At 65.4% G+C, this 26,698-nt stretch carries 28 protein-coding genes; 15 read left to right on the forward strand and 13 right to left on the reverse strand.

Going from position 1 to position 26,698, the window contains the following annotated elements; genetic code table 11:
* Nucleotides 1–120 precede the first annotated feature (120 nt).
* Nucleotides 121–1,119, forward strand: a complete 999-nt coding sequence (gene gap / locus U6115_RS02725) for a type I glyceraldehyde-3-phosphate dehydrogenase (protein ID WP_043578250.1) — start codon at nt 121–123, stop codon at nt 1,117–1,119.
* A 69-nt stretch (nt 1,120–1,188) separates the two neighbouring features.
* On the opposite strand, the gene U6115_RS02730 is transcribed toward gap, so the two are convergent.
* Nucleotides 1,189–1,632: an Lrp/AsnC family transcriptional regulator gene (locus tag U6115_RS02730; protein WP_043578253.1), complete on the reverse strand. Its 444-nt coding sequence runs from the start codon at nt 1,630–1,632 to the stop codon at nt 1,189–1,191.
* A gap of 418 nt (nt 1,633–2,050) precedes the next feature.
* On the opposite strand from U6115_RS02730, the gene phoB reads away from it, so the two are divergent.
* The 3 genes from phoB to tal all read left to right on the forward strand — a co-directional run bounded on the left by phoB (nt 2,051) and on the right by tal (nt 5,222).
* Complete coding sequence (gene phoB / locus U6115_RS02735) at nt 2,051–2,740, forward strand: phosphate regulon transcriptional regulator PhoB (protein ID WP_043578256.1); 690 nt, start codon at nt 2,051–2,053, stop codon at nt 2,738–2,740.
* 6 nt (nt 2,741–2,746) lie between these two features.
* Complete coding sequence (phoR, locus tag U6115_RS02740) at nt 2,747–4,054, forward strand: phosphate regulon sensor histidine kinase PhoR (RefSeq protein ID WP_043578258.1); 1,308 nt, start codon at nt 2,747–2,749, stop codon at nt 4,052–4,054.
* A gap of 106 nt (nt 4,055–4,160) precedes the next feature.
* The gene (tal, locus tag U6115_RS02745) at nt 4,161–5,222 is read left to right on the forward strand and encodes a transaldolase (protein WP_043578261.1); all 1,062 of its coding nucleotides are present in this window, start codon (nt 4,161–4,163) and stop codon (nt 5,220–5,222) included.
* 71 nt (nt 5,223–5,293) lie between these two features.
* Here the strand turns inward: tal and U6115_RS02750 are convergent, their stop codons facing one another.
* Nucleotides 5,294–5,824, reverse strand: coding sequence for a hemerythrin domain-containing protein (locus tag U6115_RS02750; protein ID WP_043578264.1), 531 nt, complete (start codon nt 5,822–5,824; stop codon nt 5,294–5,296).
* A gap of 207 nt (nt 5,825–6,031) precedes the next feature.
* Here U6115_RS02750 and ampD point away from each other — a divergent pair, with 207 nt between their 5' ends.
* Nucleotides 6,032–7,051: a 1,6-anhydro-N-acetylmuramyl-L-alanine amidase AmpD gene (gene ampD / locus U6115_RS02755; protein WP_043578266.1), complete on the forward strand. Its 1,020-nt coding sequence runs from the start codon at nt 6,032–6,034 to the stop codon at nt 7,049–7,051.
* Between the two features lie 5 nt (nt 7,052–7,056).
* On the opposite strand, the gene U6115_RS02760 is transcribed toward ampD, so the two are convergent.
* The 4 genes from U6115_RS02760 to U6115_RS02775 are packed head-to-tail and all read right to left on the reverse strand — an operon-like array spanning nt 7,057 to nt 10,107.
* Nucleotides 7,057–7,512: a hypothetical protein gene (locus tag U6115_RS02760; protein WP_043578269.1), complete on the reverse strand. Its 456-nt coding sequence runs from the start codon at nt 7,510–7,512 to the stop codon at nt 7,057–7,059.
* Entirely contained in the window at nt 7,509–8,831 is a 1,323-nt protein-coding gene (locus tag U6115_RS02765; RefSeq protein ID WP_043578272.1) for a chorismate-binding protein, read from the reverse strand. The genes U6115_RS02760 and U6115_RS02765 overlap by 4 nt, the downstream gene beginning before the upstream one ends.
* Nucleotides 8,828–9,571, reverse strand: a complete 744-nt coding sequence (locus U6115_RS02770) for a queuosine precursor transporter (protein WP_043578275.1) — start codon at nt 9,569–9,571, stop codon at nt 8,828–8,830. The genes U6115_RS02765 and U6115_RS02770 overlap by 4 nt, the downstream gene beginning before the upstream one ends.
* Nucleotides 9,568–10,107 carry a helix-turn-helix domain-containing protein gene (locus U6115_RS02775; protein ID WP_043578278.1) on the reverse strand — a complete coding sequence of 180 codons (540 nt, stop codon included), beginning with the start codon at nt 10,105–10,107 and terminating at the stop codon, nt 9,568–9,570. The genes U6115_RS02770 and U6115_RS02775 overlap by 4 nt, the downstream gene beginning before the upstream one ends.
* 495 nt (nt 10,108–10,602) lie before the next feature.
* Between U6115_RS02775 and U6115_RS02780 the strand changes: the two genes are divergently transcribed.
* Nucleotides 10,603–11,169 carry a hypothetical protein gene (locus tag U6115_RS02780; RefSeq protein ID WP_043578281.1) on the forward strand — a complete coding sequence of 189 codons (567 nt, stop codon included), beginning with the start codon at nt 10,603–10,605 and terminating at the stop codon, nt 11,167–11,169.
* 69 nt (nt 11,170–11,238) lie between these two features.
* Here U6115_RS02780 and kup read toward each other — a convergent pair whose 3' ends face one another.
* On the reverse strand, nt 11,239–13,104 hold the full coding sequence (kup, locus tag U6115_RS02785; RefSeq protein ID WP_043578284.1) for a low affinity potassium transporter Kup: 1,866 nt from the start codon (nt 13,102–13,104) through the stop codon (nt 11,239–11,241).
* Between the two features lie 321 nt (nt 13,105–13,425).
* On the opposite strand from kup, the gene U6115_RS02790 reads away from it, so the two are divergent.
* Genes U6115_RS02790 through U6115_RS02800 form a run of 3 tightly spaced genes read left to right on the forward strand, consistent with a single transcriptional unit; the run spans nt 13,426 to nt 17,122 of the window.
* Entirely contained in the window at nt 13,426–15,132 is a 1,707-nt protein-coding gene (locus U6115_RS02790; RefSeq protein WP_043578287.1) for a proline--tRNA ligase, read from the forward strand.
* Nucleotides 15,132–15,773, forward strand: a complete 642-nt coding sequence (locus tag U6115_RS02795) for a lytic transglycosylase domain-containing protein (protein WP_043578290.1) — start codon at nt 15,132–15,134, stop codon at nt 15,771–15,773. Before U6115_RS02790 ends, U6115_RS02795 begins: the two co-directional genes overlap by 1 nt.
* Before the next feature lie 44 nt (nt 15,774–15,817).
* Complete coding sequence (locus U6115_RS02800; RefSeq protein ID WP_043578293.1) at nt 15,818–17,122, forward strand: Nramp family divalent metal transporter; 1,305 nt, start codon at nt 15,818–15,820, stop codon at nt 17,120–17,122.
* Between the two features lie 69 nt (nt 17,123–17,191).
* Here the strand turns inward: U6115_RS02800 and U6115_RS02805 are convergent, their stop codons facing one another.
* Nucleotides 17,192–17,689 (reverse strand): MarR family winged helix-turn-helix transcriptional regulator, encoded by a 498-nt coding sequence (locus U6115_RS02805; RefSeq protein WP_043578296.1) that lies wholly within the window; start codon nt 17,687–17,689, stop codon nt 17,192–17,194.
* A 256-nt stretch (nt 17,690–17,945) separates the two neighbouring features.
* On the opposite strand from U6115_RS02805, the gene guaD reads away from it, so the two are divergent.
* Nucleotides 17,946–19,253, forward strand: coding sequence for a guanine deaminase (gene guaD / locus U6115_RS02810; RefSeq protein ID WP_043578299.1), 1,308 nt, complete (start codon nt 17,946–17,948; stop codon nt 19,251–19,253).
* Nucleotides 19,254–19,440: 187 nt separating this feature from the next.
* On the forward strand, nt 19,441–19,731 hold the full coding sequence (locus U6115_RS02815) for a hypothetical protein (RefSeq protein ID WP_043578302.1): 291 nt from the start codon (nt 19,441–19,443) through the stop codon (nt 19,729–19,731).
* Between the two features lie 3 nt (nt 19,732–19,734).
* Here the strand turns inward: U6115_RS02815 and U6115_RS02820 are convergent, their stop codons facing one another.
* The gene (locus tag U6115_RS02820; RefSeq protein ID WP_043578304.1) at nt 19,735–20,163 is read right to left on the reverse strand and encodes a carboxymuconolactone decarboxylase family protein; all 429 of its coding nucleotides are present in this window, start codon (nt 20,161–20,163) and stop codon (nt 19,735–19,737) included.
* Nucleotides 20,164–20,385: 222 nt separating this feature from the next.
* Here U6115_RS02820 and U6115_RS02825 point away from each other — a divergent pair, with 222 nt between their 5' ends.
* Entirely contained in the window at nt 20,386–21,279 is an 894-nt protein-coding gene (locus U6115_RS02825; RefSeq protein WP_043578307.1) for a LysR family transcriptional regulator, read from the forward strand.
* On the opposite strand, the gene U6115_RS02830 is transcribed toward U6115_RS02825, so the two are convergent.
* From U6115_RS02830 to U6115_RS02845, 4 genes are read right to left on the reverse strand one after another with little or no spacing between them, the layout of a single operon-like run.
* A complete protein-coding gene (locus U6115_RS02830; protein WP_043578310.1) occupies nt 21,280–21,795 on the reverse strand; it encodes an RDD family protein in 516 nt (171 codons plus the stop codon).
* A gap of 1 nt (nt 21,796) precedes the next feature.
* Complete coding sequence (locus U6115_RS02835; RefSeq protein ID WP_043578313.1) at nt 21,797–22,189, reverse strand: DUF3106 domain-containing protein; 393 nt, start codon at nt 22,187–22,189, stop codon at nt 21,797–21,799.
* Entirely contained in the window at nt 22,182–22,562 is a 381-nt protein-coding gene (locus tag U6115_RS02840) for a DUF3619 family protein (RefSeq protein WP_043578316.1), read from the reverse strand. Before U6115_RS02840 ends, U6115_RS02835 begins: the two co-directional genes overlap by 8 nt.
* Nucleotides 22,559–23,125: an RNA polymerase sigma factor gene (locus U6115_RS02845; RefSeq protein ID WP_043578319.1), complete on the reverse strand. Its 567-nt coding sequence runs from the start codon at nt 23,123–23,125 to the stop codon at nt 22,559–22,561. The genes U6115_RS02840 and U6115_RS02845 overlap by 4 nt, the downstream gene beginning before the upstream one ends.
* 193 nt (nt 23,126–23,318) lie before the next feature.
* Between U6115_RS02845 and ilvB the strand changes: the two genes are divergently transcribed.
* From ilvB to ilvC, 3 genes are read left to right on the forward strand one after another with little or no spacing between them, the layout of a single operon-like run.
* On the forward strand, nt 23,319–25,085 hold the full coding sequence (gene ilvB / locus U6115_RS02850) for a biosynthetic-type acetolactate synthase large subunit (protein WP_043578322.1): 1,767 nt from the start codon (nt 23,319–23,321) through the stop codon (nt 25,083–25,085).
* Between the two features lie 10 nt (nt 25,086–25,095).
* Nucleotides 25,096–25,587, forward strand: coding sequence for an acetolactate synthase small subunit (gene ilvN / locus U6115_RS02855; protein WP_011134142.1), 492 nt, complete (start codon nt 25,096–25,098; stop codon nt 25,585–25,587).
* 8 nt (nt 25,588–25,595) lie between these two features.
* Nucleotides 25,596–26,651: a ketol-acid reductoisomerase gene (ilvC, locus tag U6115_RS02860; RefSeq protein ID WP_255361839.1), complete on the forward strand. Its 1,056-nt coding sequence runs from the start codon at nt 25,596–25,598 to the stop codon at nt 26,649–26,651.
* Nucleotides 26,652–26,698 lie beyond the last annotated feature (47 nt).

Consider the following 26,698-nt stretch of genomic DNA (forward strand, 5'->3'; position numbering starts at 1 on the left):
CACAGTCCGCCGCCTGGCGGCAAGGGCGCCCGCCCACGGAATCGGCATTCTCGGCGGCCGCGGCACGGATCGCCGCCGGGTCGTTCATTGAGCATTACAAGGTGATAAGGAGACTTCCTCATGACTATCAAAGTCGGTATCAACGGTTTCGGTCGTATCGGTCGCATGGCGTTCCGCGCAATCGCCAAGGATTTTCCTGAAATCGAAGTAGTCGGCATCAACGATCTGCTCGACCCGGAATACCTGGCCTACATGCTGAAGTACGATTCGGTGCACGGCCGCTTCAACGGCGAGGTCAAGGTGGAAGGCAATAGCCTGATCGTCAACGGCAAGACCATCCGCCTGACCGCCGAAAAAGACCCGGCCAACCTGAAATGGAACGAGATCGGCGCCGACATCGTCATCGAATGCACCGGCTTCTTCCTGACCCAGGAAAGCTGCCAGAAGCATATCGAAGCCGGCGCCAGGAAAGTGGTGCAGTCGGCGCCGTCCAAGGACGACACCCCGATGTTCGTCTACGGCGTCAACCACGAAAAATACGCCGGCGAGGCCATCGTCTCCGCCGCGTCTTGCACCACCAACTGTCTGGCTCCGGTGGCCAAGGTGCTGCACGACAACTGGGGCATCAAGCGCGGCCTGATGAGCACCGTGCACGCCGCCACCGCCACCCAGAAGACCGTTGACGGCCCGTCCAGCAAGGACTGGCGCGGCGGCCGCGGCATCCTGGAAAACATCATCCCCTCGTCCACCGGCGCCGCCAAGGCGGTGGGCAAGGTGATCCCGGAGCTGAACAAGAAGCTGACCGGCATGGCCTTCCGCGTGCCGACCTCCGACGTGTCGGTGGTGGACCTGACGGTGGAGCTGGAGAAGGAAGCCGACTACGCCGACATCTGCAAGGCGATGAAAGAGGCGTCCCAGGGCGCGCTGAAGGGCGTGCTGGGCTACACCGACGAAAAAGTGGTGTCCACCGACTTCGTCGGCAACACCGCGCCGTCCACCTTCGACGCCGACGCCGGCATCGCGCTGGACAAGACCTTCATCAAGGTGGTGGCCTGGTACGACAACGAATACGGCTACACCTGCAATATGCTGCGCTTCGTGCGGCACGTGGCGGGTTGAGAAGTATGTAAGGGAGAGTTGTACTCTGTTCCGGCCGGCGCCCGCGAGGGCCCCGGCCTTTTTTATCGCCTAGTCGTCCTGCTGCAGCGCCGGCATCCGCGGCGCCACCGGCATGTCGATGATGATGGAGGTCTTGGTGTCGCCGAACTGCATCAGCCGGGCGATCAATGCCTGCAGCGAGGCCATGGTGTCCACCGCCACCTTGATCATCAGGCCGCTGGTGCCGGTGATGGACGCGCACTCGATCACCTCGGGAGTGTTGCGGATCTGCTCGATCACCAGGTAGTACTCCAGATGCTTGACTGTCAGTTCGATCAGGCAGGAAATCGGCAGGCCGACCCGGCCGGGATCGATCTGGGCGCGGTAGCCGGTGATCACGCCGGCTTGCTCCAGTTTGGCCACCCGGTCGGCCACCGCGGGGGCGGAAAGGTTTACCCGGCGCGCCAGTTCGGCGAAGCTGATTCTGGCATTTTCGTGCAGTGCAGCGAGGATTTTGCGATCAAATCTGTCCATGTTTCGATTCTAATGAAATATGACAAAATAAACATCAAAAAGAAGGCAAAAAAAGAAAAAATCCAATGAATGAATGGGTATGGCCCGGCATTTGCTACGTAGAATGCAGCCCGTATCAAGGAGAAAGCGGCACGTCCCGCCGCGGTCTCCGTCCAAGATTGGTTGCGGATGAGCGAGTCGCTCGACCCCCTCATTTGAGACTGTCCTGGTGATCTCTTTGTCCCTGGTCTCTTGTCAGATCAAACGTTTTTGACGACGACCATTCCGGGTCTGCCCATCTGGCAGGCCCGTTTTTTTTGTCTGGCGGCGGCGGGCCGGATCGCGGACAATCCGGGCGCGGGAACTGACCAAGACATGTCATATTACTGTCATCAAGCGTTTGTATCCTTGCCACACAATCAAACGAGGATAGCCGACCATGGCCGCCAATATCTTGCTTGTCGAAGACGAACCGGCGATTCAGGAGCTGATCGCCTTCAACCTGGCCCAGGCTGGCCACCATGTGCTGCGCGCCGGCACCGCCGAAGCCGCGCTGACCCTGGTCAGAAACGCGCTGCCCGACCTGGTGCTGCTGGACTGGATGCTGCCGGGCGCCAGCGGCGTCGACGTGGCCAAGCGCCTGCGCGCCGACGAGCGCACCCGCCACATTCCCATTATCATGCTGACCGCCCGCTCCGATGAGCAGGACAAGATCGTCGGCCTGGAAACCGGCGCCGACGACTACATCACCAAGCCGTTCTCGCCGCGCGAGCTGTTGGCCCGCATCAAGGCGGTGCTGCGCCGCCGCGCGCCGCAGATGACCGACGACGCGGTGGACGTGCAGGGCCTGCGGCTGGACCCGGTGACCCACCGCGTCACCGGCAACGGCAGCGTGATCGACCTGGGGCCGACAGAATTCCGCCTGCTGCATTTCTTCATGACCCACCCGGAGCGCGTGCACTCGCGCGCCCAGCTGCTGGACCAGGTGTGGGGCGATCATGTCTTTGTCGAGGAGCGCACCGTGGACGTGCACATCCGCCGGCTGCGCAGCGCGCTGGAGGGCACTCAGCACGACGGCCTGATCCAGACCGTGCGCGGCACCGGCTACCGCTTCTCCGTGCAACAGTGAGGCTTGATGCGCGAATTTCTGCAACGGACCCTGCTGTGGCTGACGGGCATCGTCGTCGTCAGCGGCGGCTTCTGGGCGCTGTCCTCGGCCACTGACGCGCTGCTGGCGCTGGCGATCACGCTGGGGGCATGGCTGGCCTTCAACCTCTACCACATCGCGCTGCTGCTGCGCTGGCTGCGCCATCCGGTGCCGGAGCGGGTGCCGGACGGCTTCGGCGTCTGGCATTCGGTGTTCATGACGCTGTACCGCACCATGCGCAACCAGAGCCAGAGCAAGAAGAAGCTGACTCACGTGCTGGAGCGCTTCATCAACGCCGGCGAGGCGATGCCGGACGGCGTGGTGGTGTTGGACGAGCATGACCGCATCGAATGGGTGAATCCGATGGCGGTGGAGCATCTGGGGTTGGACCGCAAGCGCGACGTCGGCAACCAGATCCTCAACCTGATCCGCCAGCCATCGTTCCACAGCTATATGAAGAACGCCAGCTTCAGCCAGCCGCTGGTGCTGAACTTCGTCCAGCCGCGCGAACTGGTGATTTCGCTGCAGCTGGTGCCGTTCGACTCCACCCGCAAGCTGCTGCTGACCCGCGACATCACCCAGCTGGAGCGGGTGCAAACGGTGCACCGCGATTTCGTCGCCAACGTCTCGCACGAGCTGCGCACGCCGCTGACGGTGGTGGGCGGCTTCCTGGAGACGCTGGGCGACATGCCGGAGGTGGACGACCGCACCTTCCGCCAGTTCCTGCCGATGATGCTGGAGCAGTCGCGGCGGATGCAAAGCCTGGTGGAAGATCTGCTGGCGCTGTCGCGGCTGGAGAACAGCCCCAAGGCGGCGAGTTCGGAAAAAGTGGACATGCGCGACATGCTGGACACGCTGATGGTGGAGGCCGAGGGCCTGTCCCAGGGGCGGCATCAGGTCAAGCTGTCCGGCTGTTGCGACGCCGGCCTGTGGGGCAGCGGCCAGGAGCTGCATTCGGCCTTCGGCAACCTGGTGTCCAACGCGGTGCGCTACACGCCGGAAGGCGGCAGCATCACGCTGGCCTGGCAGGAGGAGGGCGAGCAGCTGCGCTTCTCGGTCAGCGACACTGGGATCGGCATCCCGCGCGAGCATATCCCGCGGCTGACCGAGCGCTTCTACCGGGTGGACCGCGGCCGTTCGCGCGGCAGCGGCGGCACCGGCCTCGGCCTCGCCATCGTCAAGCACGTGCTGGCGCGCCATCACGCCCGGCTGGAAATCAAGAGCGAGCCCGACAAGGGCAGCACCTTCAGCGTGGTGTTCCCGCGCGAACGCCGCAACGACAGCCAGGCCGCCTGAGCGGTCTTCGATCCAGCGCAAGCCGCCGCGACAATTTTCTTGGCGCGGCGGTTGCGGCGCGCTACGATGTCTGTCTTTACCTCAAGCAATTCCCGGACGCCTCACCATGAACCGTTTGCAAGCCATCCGTCCGTTCGGCCAGCGTATCTGGCTGGACAATCTGTCCCGTGAACTGATCGCCTCCGGCGAACTGGCCCGCCTGCTGGCCGAAGACGGCATCGCCGGCGTCACCTCTAATCCGGCCATCTTCTACAAGGCGATCAGCTCCGACGCGAGCTATCAGGGCGAGCTGGCCGTGCTGAAACAAGACGCGGCGCTGTCCGCCGAAGCGCGCTACGAAACGCTGGTGGTGGCCGACATCCAGGCCGCCTGCGATCTGCTGCTGGCGCAATACGAAGCCAGCCAGGGCAACGACGGCTACGTCAGCCTGGAAGTGTCGCCGGAACTGTCGCGCGACGAAGCCGGCACCTTGGCGGCCGCGCGCCGGCTGTGGGCCGAGATCGGCCGCGCCAACGCGATGATCAAGATTCCGGCCACCGCCGAGGGCATTCGCGCCTTCCAGACGCTGACCCGCGAAGGCGTCAACGTCAACATCACCCTGCTGTTCTCGCTGCCGCAAGTGGAAGCGGTATGGGATGCCTACATCGCCGGCCTGTCCGCGCGCCTGGCCGACGGCCAGCCGGTGGCCGGCGTCAAGGCGGTGGCCAGCTTCTTCCTGTCGCGCGTCGACAGCCTGCTGGATCCGCAAGTGGCCGAGCAGCACAAGGGCAAGGTGGCGATCGCGCTGTCCAAGGCAGCCTACGCCCGCTACCAGCAACGCTTCCACGGCGAGGAGTTCGCCAAGCTGCGCGCCGCCGGCGCCCGTCCGCAATTCCTGCTGTGGGCGTCCACCGGCACCAAGAACCCGGCTTACCGCGACGTGCTGTACGTGGAAAGCCTGATCGGCGACGAAACCGTCAACACCGTGCCGGACGCGACGATGGCCGCCTTCCGCGACCACGGCGACGCCGCGCTGACGCTGCCGCAAGGCATGGACGCGGCGCAGGCGTTGCTGGCCGAAGTGGAAGCCGCCGGCGTCGATCTGGCCGCTGTCGGCGAAAAACTGCAGCAGGACGGCCTGAAACTGTTCGAGGACGCTTTCGCCCAGTTGCTGAAACTGACGGCCTAAGCGGCCGCCCTGGCGGGAAGGAACGGGTTGCCGGCGCGAGCGGGCAACCCGTTTTGCGTTAGCGCGCCGGCTCAGCCGCCGGTTTGGCGGCGCTGGGCCATGCGGGCGCCGGCGGCGCGCAGCTCTTCCGCGCTCAGCGCGCTGGCGGCGGCGGGGAAGAGCCAGGCCTCCTCGGCGGCGGCGTGCTCGCGGTACTGGCGGGCGAATTCCTGCAGCTCGTTCTTGCTGATCTGGCGGATGCGGCCGTCGCGCAGCGACAGCAGGTCGTCGCGGATGGCGTTCCAGCACGAGTGAAGGTAGCCGTGCTCGGCCGCCAGCTGCTCCAGCCTGGATGCGGCGGCGGGCACGCGCGCCTCGATCAGCGGGAACAGCTCTTCTTCCTCGTCGGTATGGTGGGCGGGGCCGGCGACGTCGAAGTAGCGCACCACGTCGTTGATCGCGTTGCGGGCCGCTTCGTCGACGCCGTGCTCTTCGATGTAGGGCGGCAGCTTGTCCAGGGTGTCGCAGAAGCGGCGGATCTTGTCGTGACAGGCCTGCAGCATTTCCAGCGGCTGTTCGAAGCTGGGCGCCGCGGCGCCGCCAAGGGTGTCGAGCGTAAGCATGAGGGTGGTCTCCTGCGTGGGTTCTGGCATGATTGTGACGCCATGCCGAAACCGTGGACATGATGCGCCTCAAGCGTAAACTCGATGCGGCGGAAAAGACGGCCGCTTACGCGATGCGCGACGCAAGTTCTTGATACCGCTTTGCGCGGTGGAACACAAGCCGGATTTGTACGATGCCGTCCGGGGCATAGACGATCGAGGAGCAGAATGGATTTGCCGTTTGAAGTGAAGGAGTTGGACCGCGGCGACGCGGAGCTGGCGCAGCGGGCGCTGCGGCTGCAGCTGGCCGCCCACCGCGTCGAGGTGGAATGGCTGGACTATCCGGCGCTGCCGCTGCTGTGGCCGGACCTGGCGGCGTTGCTTTCTTGCCGCGACCGCATCCTGGCGGCGTTCGAGGGCGGCGAGCTGCGCGGGCTGGTGGTGGCGTCGCGCCGGCTGGACGGCGGCCTGCACATCGAACGCACGGTGGTGGACCCTGCGCATTTCGGCTGCGGCTGGGGCTACCGGCTGCTCAACCGGGCGTTGCACGGCGAGACGCGCGCCAGCGTCGACACCGCCGAAGTCAACCAGGCGGCGATCGCGCTCTACCACAAGGCGGGCTTCGTGCTGGAGCGGCGCTGGAGCGTGCCGGACGGGCTGGCGCTGTGGCGGATGGACTACCGGCCGGCCGCGCCGCCGGTCCTGTCGCTGGCCCCGGACGGCTGGATGCGCGGCGCGCTGCAGCAGGCCTCGCCCAATTGCGACGAGCGCAGCCCGGGCTGCGCGCCGGAGCTGCTGGTGATACACAATATCAGCCTGCCGCCTTACCGCTATGGCGGCCCCGGCGTGCAGCAGCTGTTCGGCAACAGCCTGGACCCGGACGAAGACCCGTATTACCGCGGCATCCACCAGCTGCGGGTGTCGTCGCACTTCTTCATCCGCCGCGACGGCCAATTGCTGCAGTTCGTGCCGGTGGGGCAGCGCGCCTGGCATGCCGGGGTGTCCTGCTGGCGCGGCCGCGAGAAGTGCAATGACTTTTCCATAGGCGTGGAGCTGGAGGGCTGCGATTTCGAGCCGTTCAGCGAGGCGCAATACCGCACGCTGGCGGCGCTGGGCGCGGAATTGCGCCGCCACCTGCCGCTATCGGCGTTGGCCGGCCACGAGCACATCGCGCCCGGCCGCAAGACCGACCCCGGCCCCTGGTTCGATTGGGCGCGCGCGCAGGCGGACTGCGGCCTGGCGCTGTAGCGGCGCTATTTCAGCGTCAGGTAGGGACGGGGGTGATCCTGGAAGGTCAGCTCCTCGTCCGGCAGCGTGAAGGCGGCGTACAGGAAGCCGATGTAGAAGGCCAGCTCGTCGGACAGCTTGCCGATCACGTCCAGATTGCTGGGCAGGTCGCGGTAGGGAATGGCGATCCTGGCGTTTTCGTCGGCGACGAAGGCCACATTCTGGTCGAAAATGACGCTTTGCAGCCGGAAGTCGCCGGCTATGGCGACCTGGCTGAAGTCGTACTGCGCCAGCAGCGCGGCATTGCCGCGCGCCACTTTGCCGGCCACCACGCCGGCCAGCAGAATCTCGTCCTTGGCCAGCCCGCGGATATCCTGCAGCCGCACCGGCCGGTCCAGTCCGACCCGGTAGGTTTTGGCGGTGTTCACCAGCCGGATGGTGATGGCCTCGCCGCTGATGTCCTCTATCGTCAGCGCTTTCATAGCACGCCCAGGATCAGCGCCGCCTTGGCTTCCAGTTCGCGTTGCTCAGCCAGCGCGCTGGAATGGCGGGTCAGGGTGCTGCCGACGCGGGTGGTGGCGACGCCGTCGCGGAGCAGCGCGCTGCGGATAATGGTGCCCAGGTCGACTTCGCCGGCGGCGGTCAGATAGCCGAAGGCGCCGCCGTACCAGTGGCGGCTTTCATGCTCGGCCAGCAGCCGCGCGGCGGCGGCGGCCGGCGTGCCCAGGATGGTGGCCGGCCACAGGTGGTCGGCTATGGCGTCGGCCGCCGTGCATCCTTCCCGCAGCGTGGCCGCCACGTGCGCCGAAGTGTGGAACACGTTGGCGAATTTCTCTATTTCCTTGGCCGCCAGCAGCGTCGCGTCGCGGCAGCTGGCCTGTTTGGCCGCCAGGTCGGCGCGCACGCATTCCGCCAGTTCGAAATCGTCTTTCTCCGAAGCCAGCAGTTTGGCGATCTGCGCGCGGTCTTCCGTTTCGTCGCGGCCCCGGGCGACGGTGCCGCAGATCGGGCTGGTCTCCACCCGGCCGCCGCGGATGCGCAGGAACATCGCCGGCGACGCGCCGGCCAGCTGGAAGGGGCCGGCGTCGAAAAACAGATTGTACGGCGCCAGGTTTTTCGCCTGCAGCGCCTGGTAAATCTGGTAGGCGCTGCGGGCGGTGGGGCGGCGGATGGCGAAGCTGGGGTTGACCGAGCGCACTTGGCCGTCGGCGATTTGCTGGCTGGCGGCGCGGTACATCGGCCCATGCTCGGCGTTGCGGCCGGCGGCGAAGCGGTCCAGATCGATGAAGCGCGCCAGGTCGGGCGGCGGCGCCGGGCCGTCGTCGGCTTCGGGGTCGACAAAGTATCCATGCGGCTGGCCGTCTACGCTTAACTGCTCCGGCAGGTGGAACAGGCCGAGCAAATCGCAGGGCAGGCCCAGTTCGGCATGGAGCAGCTCGTAGGTGAAGAAACCGTATAGGCCGAAGCAGGCATCGGCCTGGAACGGCTGCAGCAGCCCAAGCAGCTGCGCCAGCCGCCGCCGCAACGGCGCGCTGGCGTCCAGCGCCAGGCTGAAGGCGTCGCCGTCGCGCCGCAGCGGCAGCCGCTCCGCCAGCGCCCGCAGCATGGCCAGGCCGTTGGCGCTGCGCGGCAGCAGCATGACGCGGTCGGCGAAAAACAGCAGCGTCAGCGACGCCCGCTCCACCCGCCGCGATTGGCGGCGGTATTTGCGGGTGTAGTCGTAATTGCTTTCCAGCGCGAACAATGGCGCGGCGGCGGTTTGGCCGGCGCGGGGCCGGTGATCAAGGACGATGGGTTTCATACTTGCAGGTAGCGCGAGGAGAATTTGATTTTCTTGCTGGACGGCGCCGGCTCCAGCCAGGCCTGGTAGCGGTACAGCAACTGGACGATGTATTGAGAAATCCAGGACAGCAGCACGGTGGACGAGAATTTGAACATCAGGCTGAAGGCGAAGATCTTGACGATGGTGGCGAAGGGGAACACGCCGTAAAAGGCGATCATGAAGCAGATGGCGGTGTAGACCACCTCGCCTATCACCGAGGAGAAGACGTCGCGGACGAAGTAGAAGCGGCTGGACCACAGCCGTTTCAGGTAAAGCAGGAAACGGGTGTTGAACTGGCTGCCTATCAGGCAGCCCAGCGCGAACGAGATCGAGCCCCTGACGATATGTTCGCTGATCAGCACATAACTTTGGTTCAGCGCCGCGCAGTGGTCGCGTTCGGCCAGCGGCAGCAGTCCGCAGTCGCGCTGCGACTGGCTGAGCGCGGTAAAGGAGACCGCGAAGACGATCTCGGCGAGGCAGGTGGCGAACAGGATCTGGTTGGAGCGGTTCTTGCCGTAGACCTCGGCGATGGGGTTGAGCAGCATCAGGATGATGGGCATGGTGAAGGTGCCCAGGCTGGCTTCCGTGCCGAAAATCTGGATGACCTTGTATGAGGTCAGATTGGACACAATCGCGGAAATCAGGATCAAAAAGGACAGGATGACGATGGGGTCGACCGCGGCCAGCGATTTGCCGGCCAGTTCTCTGATGGTTCTCATTGGTTTTTCCTGAAGGTGATGCCGATGATTCTGCCCAGCGGCGGCTTGCCGTTGTCGCCAAGGCAAAGCGCGTCGTGGTGCGGGTACACCAGGTTTGCCCCGTCGCGCTCTCCGGTTTGCACCAGCACGACGGCGCGGGCCGGAAACAGCGCGGGGCGGAACAGCGAGCGGTCTATCGCCAGAACGGCTTCGCCTTCGCCCGGCGCATGCTGCAGCAGCACGTATTCATCCCATATCGGCAGGCCCGGGCCGCGCAAGGACGGCAGCTGGCTCAAATGGGTCAATACCGGCGCCATCCGGCCCGGCGCGGCGCCATGGCCGGACAGGCTGATGTCCAGCGCGTTGCCGATGGCGTGGGCATTGCTGAACGATAATTCCCTTTCTTCGAACAAGCCCTTGTGCAAAGTGGACTGCTTGATGCCGGTCATTCGGGCCAGCGCGCTGATGGTGAGTTTTTGATCGTGAATTTTCTTGATGGCCTTCAGCTTGAATTCATTCAGCGAAGTATTGTTTTTAGGGAGGTCTTTTGCGTGCATGACACGAATCCTCATCAAGAATAGGTTTTAATTTCGATATTACGAATTTAGAAATTCACGTTAATTGAAGCGTCGCGAATATCCTGCCCGGAATGGCACTGGAAAATCAGTTCGGCGCTGTGCTAAATTTCGGGTTTATGACTGGTGTCATAGCAAGTTTCTGTTTTATTAGTCTTTCTTAGAACATATTCGGCATCCGTCGCCATTCTTCCTGAATGTTTTACGTCGGCGGAACACCGGAGTTCATTCCAATGGAGGCTTTATCGCCAGCGTGGTTGCATGAATGGCGCTGGAGATTCGGTTATTTGGGGCGAACCGATTCTATTCTATTGGAATTAATTATTTCAATTATTAAATCAAAATAAATTTCGTCGCCGCGCCGCGTGGCCGGCCGAGGCGGAATGGCGCTCATGCGGGCATCGGCGGCGCGGCCGGGCGCGGGAATGGGCGTGAAGCAGGCCTGCCTGCCGGCGGGCCGAGTCAATGGAGCGGTTGATGAGAAATGCATTTATTCAGACGGTGTCCGGCCGCTATCTCAATGTGCTGGACCCGCGGCCCGACGATATCGACATCGCCGACATCGCCCATCATCTGGCGCATCTGTGCCGCTTCGGCGGCGCTTGCCGCCAGTTCTACAGCGAGGCCGAGCATGCGATCCGGATGGCGGAGATCCTGCCGCCGCGGCTGCAACTGGCCGGCTTGCTGTACGGCGCGGCCAAGGCCTACGCCGGCGAGGTGGTGAGGGCGGACTCCTACGAACGCTCGCCGCTGCAGGGCCGGGTGGGCGCGGCGGTGGAAGCCCGTTTCGGCCTCAGCCTGTCGGGAGAGGACCGGGCGATGCTGGCGATGGCCGACGCCAGGCTGCTGGCGACCGAACGCCGCGACCTGATGCCGCCGGACAATGTGGAATGGCCGATATTGATGGGGGTGCAGCCGTTGCCGGAGAGGATCTGGCCGATGACCATCGCGCAGGTGCTGGCCGCCTTCTGCACGGCGTACGAGCAATATCTGTGCTGGGGCGCGCGGCGGGAGAGCCCGCTGCGCCGGGTGGCCAGGCGCTAGCAGCGGGCAAGCGGGCGACGCGCCGGAAGCGGCGCGTCGCGGCAAACAGCCTGGCGATGGCCGCCGGGCTTACAGTTCGACCTGGGCGCCCAACTCCACCACCCGGTTGGTGGGCACCTGGAAGAAGTCGGTGGCGCGCATCGCGTTCTTGCTCATCCAGACGAACAACTTTTCGCGCCAGCGGGCCATGCCCGGCCGCTCGGTGGGGACGATGGTTTCGCGCGACAGGAAGAACGAGGTGTCCATCAGCTCCAGCTCGAAGCCTTCCTTCGCGCACATTTCCATCACCTGCAGCACGTTCGGATCTTCCTTGAAGCCGTAGCGCGCCACCACCCGCCAGAACGACGCCGACATCTGCACCACTTCCAGCCGCTCGTCTTCGGCCACATAGGGCACGTCCTCGGTGCGCACCGTCATCAGCACCACCCGCTCATGCAGCACCTTGTTGTGCTTCAGGTTGTGCAGCAGCGCGTGGGGCACGCCGTGCAGCGTGCTGGTCAGGAACACCGCGGTGCCTTCCACCCGCGCCGGCGGGTAGGCTTCCAGGTTCTGGATGAAACCGTCCAGCGGCAGCGCCTGTTCGCGCAGGCGCTTGAACAGCAGCTCGCGGCCCAGCTTCCAGGTGCTCATCAGCGTGAAGATGGCCATGCCCATCACCAGCGGCAGCCAGCCGCCGTCGGCCACTTTGTGGATGTTGGCGGCGAAGAAGGCGGTGTCGATCACGCCGAACAGCAGCGTGATGCCCAGCGCCAGCGGCAGCGGCCAGCGCCAGTTGACCCGCGCCACCACGAAGAACAGCATGGTGGTGATCAGCATGGTGCCGGTGACGGCGATGCCGTAGGCGGCGGCCAGGCTGGACGAGCTCTTGAAGGTCAGCACCACCACCAGCACCGCGATCAGCAGCGCCCAGTTGATGAAGGGCATGTAGATCTGGCCGATTTCCTTCTCCGAGGTGTGGTTCACCTCCAGCCGCGGGCAGTAGCCCAGCAGGATGGCTTGGCGCGTCAGCGAGTATGCGCCGGAAATCACCGCCTGCGACGCGATCACCGTGGCCAGCGTGGCCAGCACGATCATCGGCAGCAGCGCCCAGTCCGGCGCCAGCAGGAAGAACGGGTTCTTGATGGCGGCCGGATCGCGCATCAACAGCGCGCCCTGGCCGAAGTAGTTGAGCGCGAGGCCGGGCAGCACCAGCGCGAACCAGGCGCGGCGGATCGGCGTTTTGCCGAAGTGGCCCATGTCGGCGTACAGCGCCTCGGCGCCGGTCAGCGCCAGCACCACCGAGCCCAGCGTCAGGAAGGCGTGGAAGCCGTGCTGGTGCAGGAAGGCGAACGCGTGCCAGGGGTTCAGCGCCTGCAGCACCGCCGGCTGCTGCAGGATCTGGTTGAGGCCGAGGATGCCGAGGATGGCGAACCACACCATCATCACCGGACCGAACAGCAGGCCGACGCTGGCGGTGCCGTGCTTTTGCAGCAGGAACAGCCCCACCAGCACGCCGACCGCCACCGGCAGCACGTAGGCCTCCATGCCGGAGGAGATGACTTCCATGCCCTCGGCGGCGGACAGCACCGACACCGCCGGGGTGATGATGGCGTCGCCGTAGAACAGCGCCGCGCCGAACAGCCCCAGCATGACGATCTTCCAGCGCGCGGCATGGGTGGTGTAATGGCGGGCCAGCGCCATCAGCGCCATGATGCCGCCTTCGCCGCGGTTGTCGGCGCGCAGCACGAAGGCCACGTACTTGATCGACACGACGAAGATCAGCGACCAGAAGATCAGCGACAGGATGCCGAAGATGTTGTCCGGGGTGGTGGGGATGCTCTGGCTGACGAAACACTCGCGCAAGGTATAGAGCGGGCTGGTGCCGATGTCGCCGTAGACGACGCCGAGCGCGGCCAGGGTCAGGCCAGCCATCGCCTGTTTATTGTGATCCTGCATAAGCTTCCATAACGGTTATGCGTCGCTGCTGGCGCTGCCGCAGCGGCGTGGGGACCCGGAGGGGCGTCGATGGCTGCCGCCATCCCCTCATTGTTGATGATGGAGGCGGAATAAAAAAGCCATAAACGGTCCGGCTGCGCGCAGGTTACTCCAGACGCCGGGGCGAGCCAAGCGCAGGCGTCCGCGGTGCGCGCACGATTGTTGTACTGCAACAACTGGCCAAAAGCTGTGCGAGCCGGCGCGCGTCGCCGCCGAGGCTTGGCCGCCAGCCCCTGTCAACGCTACAATCGAAGCCATTTAGCCGAATTCCAAGGACGCACCATGCGCGCATCGCAGTTTTTCATCTCCACGCTGAAAGAAGCCCCCGCCGACGCCGACATCACCAGCCAGAAGCTGATGATGCGCGCCGGCTTCATCCGCAAGCAGGCAGCCGGCATCTACTCGTGGATGCCGATGGGCCTGCGCGTGGTGCGCAAGGTGGAAGCCATCATCCGCGAGGAAATGAACCGCGCCGGCGGCATCGAGGTGAGCCTGCCGGTGGTGCAGCCGGCCGAGCTGTGGCAGGAGACCGGCCGCTGGGATGCGATGGGCGCCGAGCTGCTGCGCTTCCAGGACCGCCACGAGCGCGATTTCGCGCTGCAGCCGACCGCCGAGGAAGTGATCACCGACATCGCCCGCCGCGAGCTGCGCAGTTACCGCGCGCTGCCGAAGAACTTCTACCAGATCCAGACCAAGTTCCGCGACGAGCGCCGTCCGCGTTTCGGCGTGATGCGCGGCCGCGAATTCACCATGAAGGACGCGTACTCGTTCGACCGCAGCGCCGAAGACGCCGGCAAGAGCTACGACAATATGTACGCCGCCTACCGCCGCATCTTTGACCGCTTCGGCCTGACCTACCGCGCGGTGGCGGCCGATACCGGCGCCATCGGCGGCGACCGCTCGCATGAGTTTCAGGTGATCGCCGATACCGGCGAAGACGCCATCGTCTACTGCCCCGCTTCCGAATACGCGGCCAACATCGAGCTGGCCGAGGCGGTGGCCCCGGCCGGCGAGCGCGCCGCGGCCGCGGCCGCGCTGGCCAAGGTGCATACGCCCAAGGTCAAGACCATCGCCGAGTTGGTCGATTTCCTCAAGATCGACATCGAACAGACCGTCAAGGCGGTGGTGGTGGAAGGCGAAGAGGACGAGGCCGTGCTGATGCTGGTGCGCGGCGACCACGAACTGAACGAGGTGAAGGCGCAGAAGATCGCCGGCATCAAGAACCCGCTGGCGTTCGCCAGCCCGGCCGCCATCCGCGACGCCTTCGGCGCCAACCCCGGCTCGCTGGGCCCGGTGGGCTTCAAGGGCCGAGTGATCGCCGACCGCACCGTCGCCAAGATGGCCGATTTCGTCATCGGCGCCAACGAGGACGACCAGCACTACACCGGCGCCAACTTCGGCCGCGACTGCGCCGAGCCGGAAGTGTTCGACATCCGCAACGTGGTGGAAGGCGACCCGTCGCCGGACGGCCAGGGCGTGCTGGCGATCCAGCGCGGCATCGAAGTCGGCCACGTGTTCTACCTGGGCACCAAGTACTCGGTGGCGATGAACGCCACCTTCCTGGACGAAGACGGCAAGCCGAAACCGTTCGAGATGGGTTGCTACGGCATCGGCGTCACCCGCATCCTGGGCGCCGCCATCGAGCAGAACTACGACGACAAGGGCATGATCTGGCCGGATGCCATCGCCCCGTTCGCGGTGGTGATCTGCCCGGTCGGCTATGACCGCTCCGAAGCAGTGAAGGAAGCCGCCGACAAGCTGCTGGCCGACCTGCTGGCCCGCGGCGTCGACGCGATCCTGGACGACCGCGGCGAGCGCCCGGGCGCGATGTTCGCCGACTGGGAGCTGATCGGCGCGCCGCACCGCGTCACCATCGGCGACCGCGGCCTATCGGCAGGCAAGGTCGAGTACCAGCACCGCCGCGACAGCGAAGCCACCGCCGTCGCCGCCGATGCTATTCTGGAGCATGTCCTCTCCAAGCTGGCCTGATGAAGACGAGCCTCCTCCTCCCGCTGTTCTGCTGCCTGGCGCTGCTGCACGCGCCGGCGCGGGCCGGCGCGCAGAAGGAGGAGGCCCTGTCGGCCAATGTCGCCTCGGCGATGAGCCGTTCGATTTCCGACGTCAACGCGCCCAGGCTGGTGTTCGACGATCCCCGCGTCGGCCAGGCCTGGCTCGCCGAGATGTCGGCGCGGCTGCAAAAGCGCATTCCCGACGCCTGGATGCGCGAGCGCCTGCTCACCGCGGTCCAGTACGAGGCGACCCGCGCCGGCCTGGATCCGCAGATGGTGCTGGGACTGATCCAGGTGGAGAGCGGCTTCAACAAATACGCGCTCTCCAGCCCCGGCGCGCGCGGCCTGATGCAGGTGATGCCGTTCTGGGTGCGCCACATCGGCGATCCGCGCCACAATCTGTTCGACCTGACCACCAACCTGCGTTACGGCTGCACCATCCTGCGCCACTATCTCGACATCGAGCACGGCAATCTTTACCGCGCGCTTGGCCGCTACAACGGCAGCCTGGGCAAGCCGGAATATCCGGGGCAGGTGATGGGCGCCTGGAAGCGCCAGTGGTCCTGGAGCGCGCCGCCGGCGTTGCAGGCGGTCGGCGACAATCTGCCGCGCGCCCGCTGATCCGCGTTATGCTGGCGGGGAACTGAACTCTCCCCGCGGCCCCCATGTTCTCCCTCCCCACCACCGCCACCGCGCCGTTCTGCCCGGCCGAGGTCAACGGCAGCATACGCATAGACGCGCGCGCCTCGTTCAGCCAGCGCCTGCGCCGCTTCGCCGGCCCCGGCCTGCTGGTGGCGGTCGGCTATATGGACCCGGGCAACTGGGCGACCGACATCGAGGCCGGCTCGCGCTTCGGCTACCAGCTGCTGTGGGTGGTGATGCTGTCCGGCATCGCCGCGATGCTGTTGCAGATGCTGGCGGCCGGGCTGGGGCTGGTGACCGGCATGGACCTGGCGCAGGCCAGCGCCGCGCGCTACGGCCGCGCCGGCCGCCTGCTTCACTGGCTGAGCGCCGAAGTCTCCATCGTCGCCTGCGACGTCGCCGAAGTGCTGGGCTGCGCGCTGGCGTTCAAACTGCTGTTCGGCGTGCCGCTGCTGTGGGGCGTGGCGCTGACCGCGTTCGACACGCTGATCGTGCTGGGGCTGAAGGGACGGGGCTTTCGCCAGCTGGAGGCCATCGTGCTGGGGCTGATCGCCACCATCACCCTGTGCTTTCTGGCGCAACTGGCGCTGCTGGATACCCATTGGCCGGCGGTGGCGGCCGGCCTGGCGCCCAGCTTGCCGGCGCACGACATGGACAAGGCCGTGGTGCTGGCGCTGGGCATCGTCGGCGCCACCATCATGCCGCACAATCTGTACCTGCATTCGTCGGTGGTGCAGACCCGGCGGGTGGAGGGGGGAGACGGCGCGTTGCGGCAGACGCTGCTGCTGTGCCGGATCGACACCATCGCCTCGCTGCTGCTGGCGATGCTGGTCAACGGCGCCATCCTGGTGCTTGCGGGCAGCGCCTTTCATGCCGCCGGCCATACCGCGGTGGCCGACATCGCCGACGCCCACGAACTGATCCGCCCGCTGGCCGGCTCGCTGGCGGCGTTGCTGTTCGGCGTCGCCTTGCTGGCCGCCGGCCAAAGCGCCACCTTGACCGGCACCGTCGCCGGCCAGGTGATCATGGACGGCTTCCTCAAGATCCGCATTCCGTGCTACCAGCGGCGGCTGATCACCCGCGCGCTGGCCTTGCTGCCGGCGGCGGGAGGCATCGGCTGGTGGGGGGAGAGTGCCGTCGGCCCGCTGCTGGTGTGGAGCCAGGTGGTGCTGAGCCTGCAGCTGCCGCTGGCGATGTGGCCGCTGCTGCGGATGACCGGGGACAGGGCGCTGATGGGCGCGCACGCCGCGCCGCGCTGGGTAGTCGTCTGCGGCTGGGGTCTGTTCTGGCTGATATTGGCCGCCAACTGCGCGCTGCTCTTGGGGTGAGCGGCGTGGCGTCGTCTTGCCGGGCGAAGGGCGAAATCAAGGCCGCCCGGGGGCGGCCTGTTCGCGGAATCAGTCTTCCTGCGCCTGCAGCATCTTCTTCAGCAGCCGCGCCAGCGTGTCGCGCTCGTCGGCGTCCAGCATTTCCATCAGCTCCGCCTCCGCCGCCAGGTGGTGGCCGGCGGCGTCTTCTATCACCTGCAGGCCCTTGGCGGTGAGGGTGACGATCACGCCGCGGCGGTCGTCCGGATCGGGCGAGCGGCTGACCAGCGCGGCTTCTTCCAGCCGGTTGATGCGGTTGGTCAGCGCGCCGGACGAAATCAGCACCATGCCTTGCAACTGGTTGGGCGACAGCTGGTAGGGCTCGCCGCCGCGGCGCAGCGCCGCCAGCACGTCGAATTCGCCTACATTTAAATTGTGCCGGGACAAGTCCTGCAGCACCCGGCGGGTGATGAAGTATTCCATCCGCACGATGCGGCCGATGACTTGGGTGGACGAGGTGTCCAGGTCGGGGCGGACCTCGTTCCACAGGGCGACGATACGGTCAATCTGGTCTGGTACTTGCTGCATGCTGCTGGTTCCTGATCCAAAGGTAAACGCGGCAAACGGGTTCGGGCGCAAGAGTATCACGACTTGAAAATATACTATCTTCATCTAAAGACAAGTTGTTGAAGATCAGCGCTTTGGCGCTTGCGCCGCGGCGGCGGATTTGCCAGAGGCGTGAAACGCGGCTATATTTATACATGAAGATTCTTTATGTGAAGATAAATGCGCCGAGGCTTCCGCACCGGCGCGACAAGGCCGCCTGACGCGGCGGGAGCGAAGCTTGAAAACAGCAGTACGCGGCGATGTGCTGACTTTCCGGGGCAACCCGTTCCGGGAGGCCGAGCAGGACAGCCTGGCATTCCAGCGCGACGCGCTGGTGGTGATGGAAAACGGCCGCATCGCGGCATGCGGGCCGGCGGCCAAGCTGTTGCCGACGCTGACGCCGGATGTCCGGCTGACGCATTACCCCGAGCACCTGATCCTGCCGGGCTTCATCGACTGCCACGTCCATTATCCGCAGACCGAAATGATGGCGGCCTTCGGCGAGCAGCTGCTGGACTGGCTGCATCACTACACCTTCGTCACCGAGCAGGGCTTCGCCGATGAAGTGCACGCGCGCGAAGTGGCGCAGGTGTTCCTGTCCGAGCAGCTGCGCAACGGCGTCACCACCGGCTGCGTGTTCGGCACCGTGCACTCCGCCTCGGTGGAGATGCTGTTGCAGGAAGCGGCGCGGATAGACCTGCGCATCCTGGCCGGCAAGGTGTGCATGGACCGCCACGCGCCGGACGCCCTGCTGGACACGCCGCTGACCGCGTATGAGGATTCGCGCGCGCTGATCCAGCGCTGGCACGGCCGGGGCCGCGCCGAATACGTGATCACCCCGCGCTTCGCGCCGACGTCCAGCCATGGCCAATTGGAAATGCTGGGCGCGCTGGCGGCGGAGTTTCCCGACGTGCCGATCCAGTCGCACATCTCGGAAAACCTCGACGAGATCGCCTGGGTCAAAGCGCTGTTCCCCGGCTGCCGCGATTACGCCAGCGTCTATCAGCGCTACGGCTTGCTGCGGCCGCGCGCGGTCTATGGCCATGGCATTCATTTGTCCGACGCCGAGCTGGAGATGTTCCACGCCAGCGGCGCCTCGCTGGCGCATTGCCCGACCTCCAATTTCTTCCTCGGCTCCGGCAGCCTGGACCTGCGCCGCTGCGTGCTGGGCGACCGGCCGGTGGCGGTGGGGCTGGGCACCGACCTAGGCGCCGGCACCAGCTTCTCGATGCTGCAGACGATGAACGCCGCTTATATGGCGGCGCAAAGCCACGGCAAGCCACTGTCGGCCGCGCAGGCTTTCTATCTGGCCACCCGCGGCGGCGCCGAGGCGCTGGGCATCGCCGACAAGGTGGGCAGCGTGGCGGTCGGCATGGAGGCCGACCTGGCGGTGCTGAACCTGCGCTCCACCCCGCTGCTGGATTTCCGCATGCGCTACGCGCGCGACTTGTCGGAGGCTCTGTTCGTGCAGATGATGCTGGGCGACGACCGCGCGGTGGCGGCCACCTATGTCGCCGGCCGCGAGGTGTACCGCCGCGCGGCGTAAATCGGGCTGGGGCGCGGGGCCAGGCGAGGCGGCTGCGCCTTTTTGTGGATAAGTCCGCGCCATGGCCAAAGCTGTGGATAAGCGCCGCGCATCGTGTTTGCACGTATTTCGCCTGGCCGCGCGCGGCCTTATACCAAGCGGAGGCGGCGCGGCCATCCGGGCCTGCCGCCTTCCGCATGGAGGCCGCATGCCTTTTCCCTGGTTCTGGATTTTCGCGCCGCAGATCAATCTGCCCTTCAGCGGCAATGTGCTGCAGGACATCGACCCGGCCACTTACTGGCTGAACCTGTTCGCGCCGTGGCAGGGCGGCCGCTGGCAATGGCATGATCTGGGCGATTGCCGCAAGGCGCTGGACTTGCTGGCGTTGTCTCCGGCGGCTGCCGAAGACGCGGCCCGGCAACAGGCCTTGCTGACGCTGCGGGCATGGCTGCCGGCGGCGAACCGGGTGCTGGTGTGGCACCCGGCCCATTCAGGCTGAAGCTTACTGCCGCACCGCCACCGCGACGCGGGTGAAGGCGTTCATCAGCGCGATGGCCAGCGTCAGGTCGGAAATCTCCGCGTCGCTGAAGTGTTCGCGCAGCGGCAGGTAGACGCTGTCCGGCGCGCGGCTTTCGCCTATGCGGGTGACTGCCTCGGTCCAGGTGATGGCGGCTCTTTCGCGCGGCGTGAACAGCTTTTCTTCCGCCACATCCCATCCGGCCAGCGCGTCGAGCTTCTCCTGGCTTTCTCCCCTGCGGCGCAGCGCATGGCTGTGCAGTTTCAGGCAGAACACGCAGCCGTTGAGCTGGGCGATCCGCAAATACGCCAATTCGATCAAGGGCAGGCCCAGCGGGCTTTCCGCCAGCGCGTTCTTGCAGGCCAGCAGGCCTTGGTAAGCCTTGGGCGACAGTTGGGTGTAATCGACTCTCATGGTCTTGCTCCTGTTGCGTGATGGGCCGAAGCGCCGTCGGCGGATGGATCGAAGCGCCCCGGCAGCGGCCAGGCCCAGCGGCATCCGCGTCGAAAGGGGCAGGCGTGGGCGCGGCGTCGGGTTCATGGTTTGGCTGGTTTCGATTGGATGAACGCAGTCTAGCCAAACATGGATTATGAAAATAGAATCAAAAAATCAATCTCAAATTCCGTTTTTGCAATCATGCTGGATGATCTGGAACTATTCGTGGCGATCGTGGATGCCGGCAGCCTGAACGCGGCGGCCAAGCGGCTGGGGATGCCGGCGCCGACCCTGACCCGCCGCCTGCAGGCCTTGGAGGCGGGCCTGGACTGCAAGCTGCTGAACCGCAGCGCGCGCCGGCTGGCGCCGACCAACGAGGGCTGGCAATACTACGAGCGCTGCAAGCCGCTATTGGCGGCGCTGCGGCGGGAAACGGCCGCGCTGGATGGAATGCTGAACCGGGTGGAGGGCGTGGTGAGGCTGCTGGCGCCGCTGAGCATGGCCAACGACATGCTGCTGCCGGTGTGGACGCGCCTGCTGCGCGAGCATCCGCGGCTCAAGCTGGAATTGAAGCTGAACAACAGCCTGGATGATTTATACAGCGGCATGGCCGATCTGGCCCTGCGGGTGGGGGAGCAATCGGACGCCGCGCTGCGGCAGCGCAAGGTCGGCATGGTGCGCACCATGCTGGTGGCGGCGCCGGACTATCAGGCTGCGCACGGCAAGTTGGAGCGGCCGGCCGATCTGGCGGCGCACCGCTTGCTGCTGGCCGAGCCGTTTGAGCGTTGGCGGCTGCGGCATGCGGAAACCGGCGAGGAGGCCGCCTGGCCGGCGGAGCCCGATTTGCAGGCCAACGACATGCTGCTGACGCGCCGCCTGGCGGAGGCGGGGGCCGGCATCGCGGTCAGCCCGCTCAGCATCTGCCACCGGCAATTGGCGGAAGGGCGGCTGGTGCGCGTGCTGGAGCAGTGGGAGATCGCCGCCCGGCCGGTTTACGCGGTGTGGCCGCAGCGGCGCGCGCTGCCGGCGCGGGTGCGGGCGGTGCTGGACGCGCTGCTGGACTTCGCGGCCGACGCGCCGCAATTGCGGGGATGACTAGCGGCGCGGCGGCTTGGGCAGCACCAGCAGGCGGGTGCCGGCCAGGCGGTCGTGCAGATGGCGCTTGTCCTTGTCGTAGTAGCGCGCGAGGAAAGGCAGCAGCCACCAGATCAGCGCCAGCCATTTGACGGCGGGATGGTCGCCGTAGCTGCGTTGCCAGCCCAGGTAGGACACCACCGGCAGGCCGACGAACAGCATGGCGGCGATGGCGAAGCGCATCAGCGCCTGCTGCCAGCCAAGCAGCCGGCCATCGGCCGCCACCAGGCGGATATGCCAGGTTTTCATCGCCACGGTCTGGCCGCTGCGGGTCCAGCAGTAGCCGAAATAGGCGAACAGCGCGGCGGCCACGCCCAGCTGGATCAGCGCGTGCAGCAGCGCCGAATCCTGGCCCAGCACCAACTGCAGCGGCGTGAGCGCGGCGCCGACCAGCAGCATGATGGCGACCAGCACCAGCGTTTCGTAGCACAGGCTGGCCAGGCAGCGGAGCAGGCTGGGGACGGGAAAGTCGTTCATCTTATTGCGGGGTTTCCGGTTTGGCGCCGCCCTCGCGCAGGCGCCGCATCACGCGCTCGCGCTGCTCGGGCGGCAGCTGCTGCAATTTTTTCCAGTTGGCGCGGATCTCGTCGCGTTGCGGCTGGCTGAGCTCCGACCAGGCCTTGAGCCGCTGCCGCACTCTTTGCTGCTGCTTGGGCGGCAGGTCGATGAAGCGGGGGACGATGGCGAGCAGGTTCTGCTTCTTGTTGGGCGCGTAACGGTTCCATTCCGCCGCCAGCGGCGACAGCACCTGCTGCTGTTCGCTGTTCAATTGATCCCAGCGGGGATCCGCCAGGGGAGAAGCTTGCGCCAAGGCGGCGGCGAAGAGGCTGGCCAGGCCCAGCGAGCAGGCCAGGCGTCTGGTCTTACTCATGCAGCCCCCGGCTGAAATTGGGCTCCAGCAGGGAGTTGAGCGGCAGGTCCTGCGACAGCACCGCGGCGTCGACCGCTTCGCTCTCCACCAGCAGGCCGTCCAGCAGCATCAGGCCGGCCCCGGTGACCACGGCGAAGCCCAGCGCGGCGCCGCCGCGCTTGAGCAGCAGCGTATGGCGCTGTGCCCAGATCGCCAGTCTTTCCTGCAGGCTGATGTGTTCGGCGGCGCGCTGGTCGAAGCGCTGCAGCGCGCGGGCGCGGGCGACTTTCAGGCGCTCCATCTGGGCGTGGGTGGGTTCGGCGGTGGGGGTGTCCAGAATGCGGGTGATGTGGGACGGCAAATGGTCGCCTTGGCTATCGTTGGCGTGATTCATAGCAGTACTCCCTTTTGCGCAAGAATGGCGGCCAGGGTGTGGTTGGCGCGCGAGCAATGCGTCTTCACGCTGCCCTCCGAGCACCCCATCACCTGGGCGGTTTCGGCAACATCCAGTCCTTCCCAGTAACGCAGCAGGAAGGCCTCGCGTTGACGGGCGGGCAGGAGCTGCAGGGAGGCGTCTATCATCTGCGCCACTTCCTTGCGCTGGTACCACTGCTCAGGATTGGTGTGCGCCTCGTCGGCGGCCACGTCCAGGGTTTCCAGCGGATCCGGGCTGTCGTCCTCGGCATGGGTGGGGATCAGCGAGGACAATAGGGTGCTGACGAAGCTGCGCACCTTGCTGCGTCGGTAGTGGTCGCGGATGGTGTTCTGCAGGATGCGCTGGAAGATCAGCGGCAGTTCGTCGGCAGGCGCGTGCGCGTAGCGGTCGGCCAGCTTCATCATCGAGTCCTGCACGATGTCCAGCGCATTGTCTTCCTGGCGCACCGCGTACAGCGCCTGCTTGAAGGCGCGTTTTTCCACCGACTGCAGAAAGTCGGCCATTTCCTTGCGGCTTGCCATCTGTGCGTTTCAGGTTGATGCCAACCTGCGATGGTAACAGAGCAGGAATCGCTAGGCTAGTACGAGTTTTTCTCCTGAAATAACCGTGATTTAGCGCTTTTTTGCACCTGCACAAAATCGCTTGACCATGGTTTGAGCAATACGCTAAGGTCTTTGAGCAAACGGGATGAAATCAACATGAAATAGAGGCGATATGCAGATATCGGGCGCCGAAATAGTAGTCCGCTGCCTGCAGGAAGAGGGGGCCGAATTCGTATTCGGCTATCCGGGCGGCGCGGTACTGGAAATCTACGATGCCATCTTCCGGCAAGACAAGTTCAAACACGTGCTGGTCAGGCACGAGCAGGCCGCGGTGCATGCCGCCGACGCCTACTCGCGCTCCAGCGACAAGGTGGGCGTGGCGCTGGTGACCTCCGGTCCCGGCGCGACCAATGCCGTCACCGGCATCGCCACCGCGTATATGGACTCCATCCCGATGGTGGTGATCTCCGGCCAGGTGCCGTCGCCGGCCATCGGCCTGGACGCGTTCCAGGAAGTGGACATGGTGGGCATCACTCGTCCCTGTGTGAAGCACAACTTCCTGATCAAGGACGTGAACGAGATCGCCGCCACCATCAAGAAGGCGTTCTACATCGCCAAGAGCGGCCGGCCTGGCCCGGTGGTGGTGGACATCCCGAAGGACATCACCCAGCAGCGCGCGGAATTCCATTACCCGGAAAGCGTGCACATCCGCTCCTACGTGCCGGCCACCCGCGGGCACAGCGGACAAATCAAGAAGGCAGTCAACCTGCTGCTTGAGGCCAAGCGTCCCTTCATTTATGTCGGCGGCGGCGCGGTGCAGGGCCGCGCCGAGGCCGAGGTGACCGAGCTGGTGCGCTCCTTGAACCTGCCGTGCACCAACACGCTGATGGGCCTGGGCGCCTATCCGGGCTCGGACCGCCAGTTCCTCGGCATGCTAGGCATGCATGGCACCTACGAAGCCAATATGGCGATGCAGCATTGCGACGTGCTGGTAGCCATCGGCGCGCGTTTCGATGACCGCGTGATCAGCGTGCCGTCGCATTTCCTCGGCCGTCCCAAGAAGATCATCCACATCGACGTCGACCCGTCGTCGATCTCCAAGCGCGTGCGCGCCGACATACCCATCGTCGGCGACGTCAAGCTGGTGCTGAAGGAAATGCTGGAGCAGCTGAAGCAGTCCGGCCAGAAGCCGGATGGCTCGGCGCTGAACCAGTGGTGGAAGCAGATTGAGGAATGGCGCGGCCACGACTGTCTGCTGTATACGCCGTCCAGCGAGCTGATCAAGCCGCAGATGGTGGTGCAGCAGCTGTACGAGATCACCGGCGGCCAGGCCATCATCACCTCCGACGTCGGCCAGCACCAGATGTGGGCGGCGCAGTACTACAAGTTCGACCGCCCCAAGCAATGGCTGAACTCCGGCGGCCTCGGCACCATGGGCTTCGGTCTGCCGGCGGCGATCGGCGCGCAACTGGCCAACCCCAACGCCCAGGTGGCCTGCATCACCGGCGAGGGCTCGATCCAGATGAACATCCAGGAGCTGTCCACCGCCAAGCAGTACCACACCCCGGTGAAGGTGGTGGCGCTGAACAACCGCTACCTGGGCATGGTGCGGCAGTGGCAGGAGTTCTTCTACGGCACCCGCTACTCCGAGTCCTACATGGACGCGCTGCCGGACTTCGTCAAGATCGCCGAGGCTTACGGCCACGTCGGCTTCAAGGTGGAGAGCCCGGCCGACGTCGAGCCGGTGCTGCGCGAGGCGTTCAGCGACAAGCTGAAGGAGCGTCTGGTGTTCCTGGATTTCCGCACCGACCAGTCGGAAAACGTGTTCCCGATGATCCAGAACGGCAAGGGGCTGGATGAGATGGACCTGCCGCCGCACATGCGCGACATCCAGCAGGTGCCTTTCGAGAACAACCGTGACTACGGCAATATGTGCTAAGGCGGCCGGCATGCGACACATCTTATCCATACTTCTGGAAAACGAAGCGGGCGCCTTGTCCCGCGTGGTGGGGCTGTTTTCGGCCCGCGCCTACAACATCGATTCGCTGACAGTGTCCACCACCGAGGACCCGACGCTGTCGCGGATGACCATCGTCACCCACGGTTCCGACGAAGTCATCGAGCAGATCACCAAGCAGCTCAACAAGCTGATCGAGGTGGTCAAGGTGATAGACCTCAACGAATCCGAACACATCGAACGCGAGATGATGCTGATCAAGGTCCGCGCCGTAGGCAAGGACCGCGAGGAGATGAAGCGGATGGCCGACATCTTCCGCGGCCGCATCATCGACGTGACGGAAAAGACCTACACCATCGAGCTGACTGGTACGAGCGACAAGCTCGGCGCCTTTATCGAGGCGGTGGACCGCACAGTGATCCTGGAAACGGTCCGTACCGGCGCATCCGGCATCGGTCGAGGCGAACGGGTTCTGAAAATTTAAGCAGGGGGCTGCAAGCCCCTTGGCAAACCAATACCAAGGACAAAGAAATGAAAGTTTATTACGACAAAGACGCCGACCTCTCCATCATCAAGGGCAAGAAAGTGGCCATCATCGGCTACGGCTCGCAGGGCCATGCCCACGCGCAGAACCTGAAGGAATCGGGCGTCGACGTCATCGTAGGCCTGCGCAAGGACGGCGCGTCGTGGAAGAAGGCCGAAGCGGCCGGCCACAAGGTCAAGGAAGTGGCCGAGGCGGTGAAGAAGGCCGACGTGGTGATGATCCTGCTGCCGGACGAATCGCAGCCGGACGTCTACCACAAGGACATCGCCCCCAACCTGAAGAAGGGCGCGGCGCTGGCCTTCGCCCACGGCTTCAACATCCACTACAACCAGATCGTGCCGCCGGCCGATGTCGACGTGATCATGGTGGCGCCGAAAGGCCCGGGCCACACCGTGCGTTCCGAATACTTGAAGGGCGGCGGCGTGCCGACCTTGATCGCCGTCTACCAGGATAAATCCGGCAAGGCGCGCGACGTGGCGCTGTCCTACGCCGCGGCCAACGGCGGCACCAAGGGCGGCGTGATCGAAACCAACTTCCGCGAGGAAACCGAGACCGACCTGTTCGGCGAGCAGGCCGTGCTCTGCGGCGGCGCCGTCGAGCTGGTGAAGGCCGGCTTCGAGACGCTGGTGGAAGCCGGCTACGCGCCGGAAATGGCCTACTTCGAGTGCCTGCATGAACTGAAGCTGATCGTCGACCTGATGTACGAAGGCGGCATCGCCAACATGAACTACTCGATCTCCAACAACGCGGAGTATGGCGAGTACGTGACCGGTCCGGAAGTGGTGACCTCCGCCACCAAGGAAGCGATGAAGAAGGCGCTGTACCGCATCCAGAGCGGCGAATACGCGAAGATGTTCATCCTGGAAGGCAAGACCAACTACCCGTCCATGACCGCCCGCCGCCGTCTGACCGCCGCCCACCCGATCGAGAAGGTCGGCGCCGAGCTGCGCGCGATGATGCCGTGGATCGCCAAGAACAAGCTGGTGGACCAGTCCAAGAACTGACCCATCGGTTTACGGGTTGGCAAACAGAAAGCCGGGCGATGCCCGGC

Origin of the sequence: Chromobacterium subtsugae (assembly GCF_035919665.1) — a bacterium.
Taxonomy (GTDB): domain Bacteria; phylum Pseudomonadota; class Gammaproteobacteria; order Burkholderiales; family Chromobacteriaceae; genus Chromobacterium; species Chromobacterium subtsugae.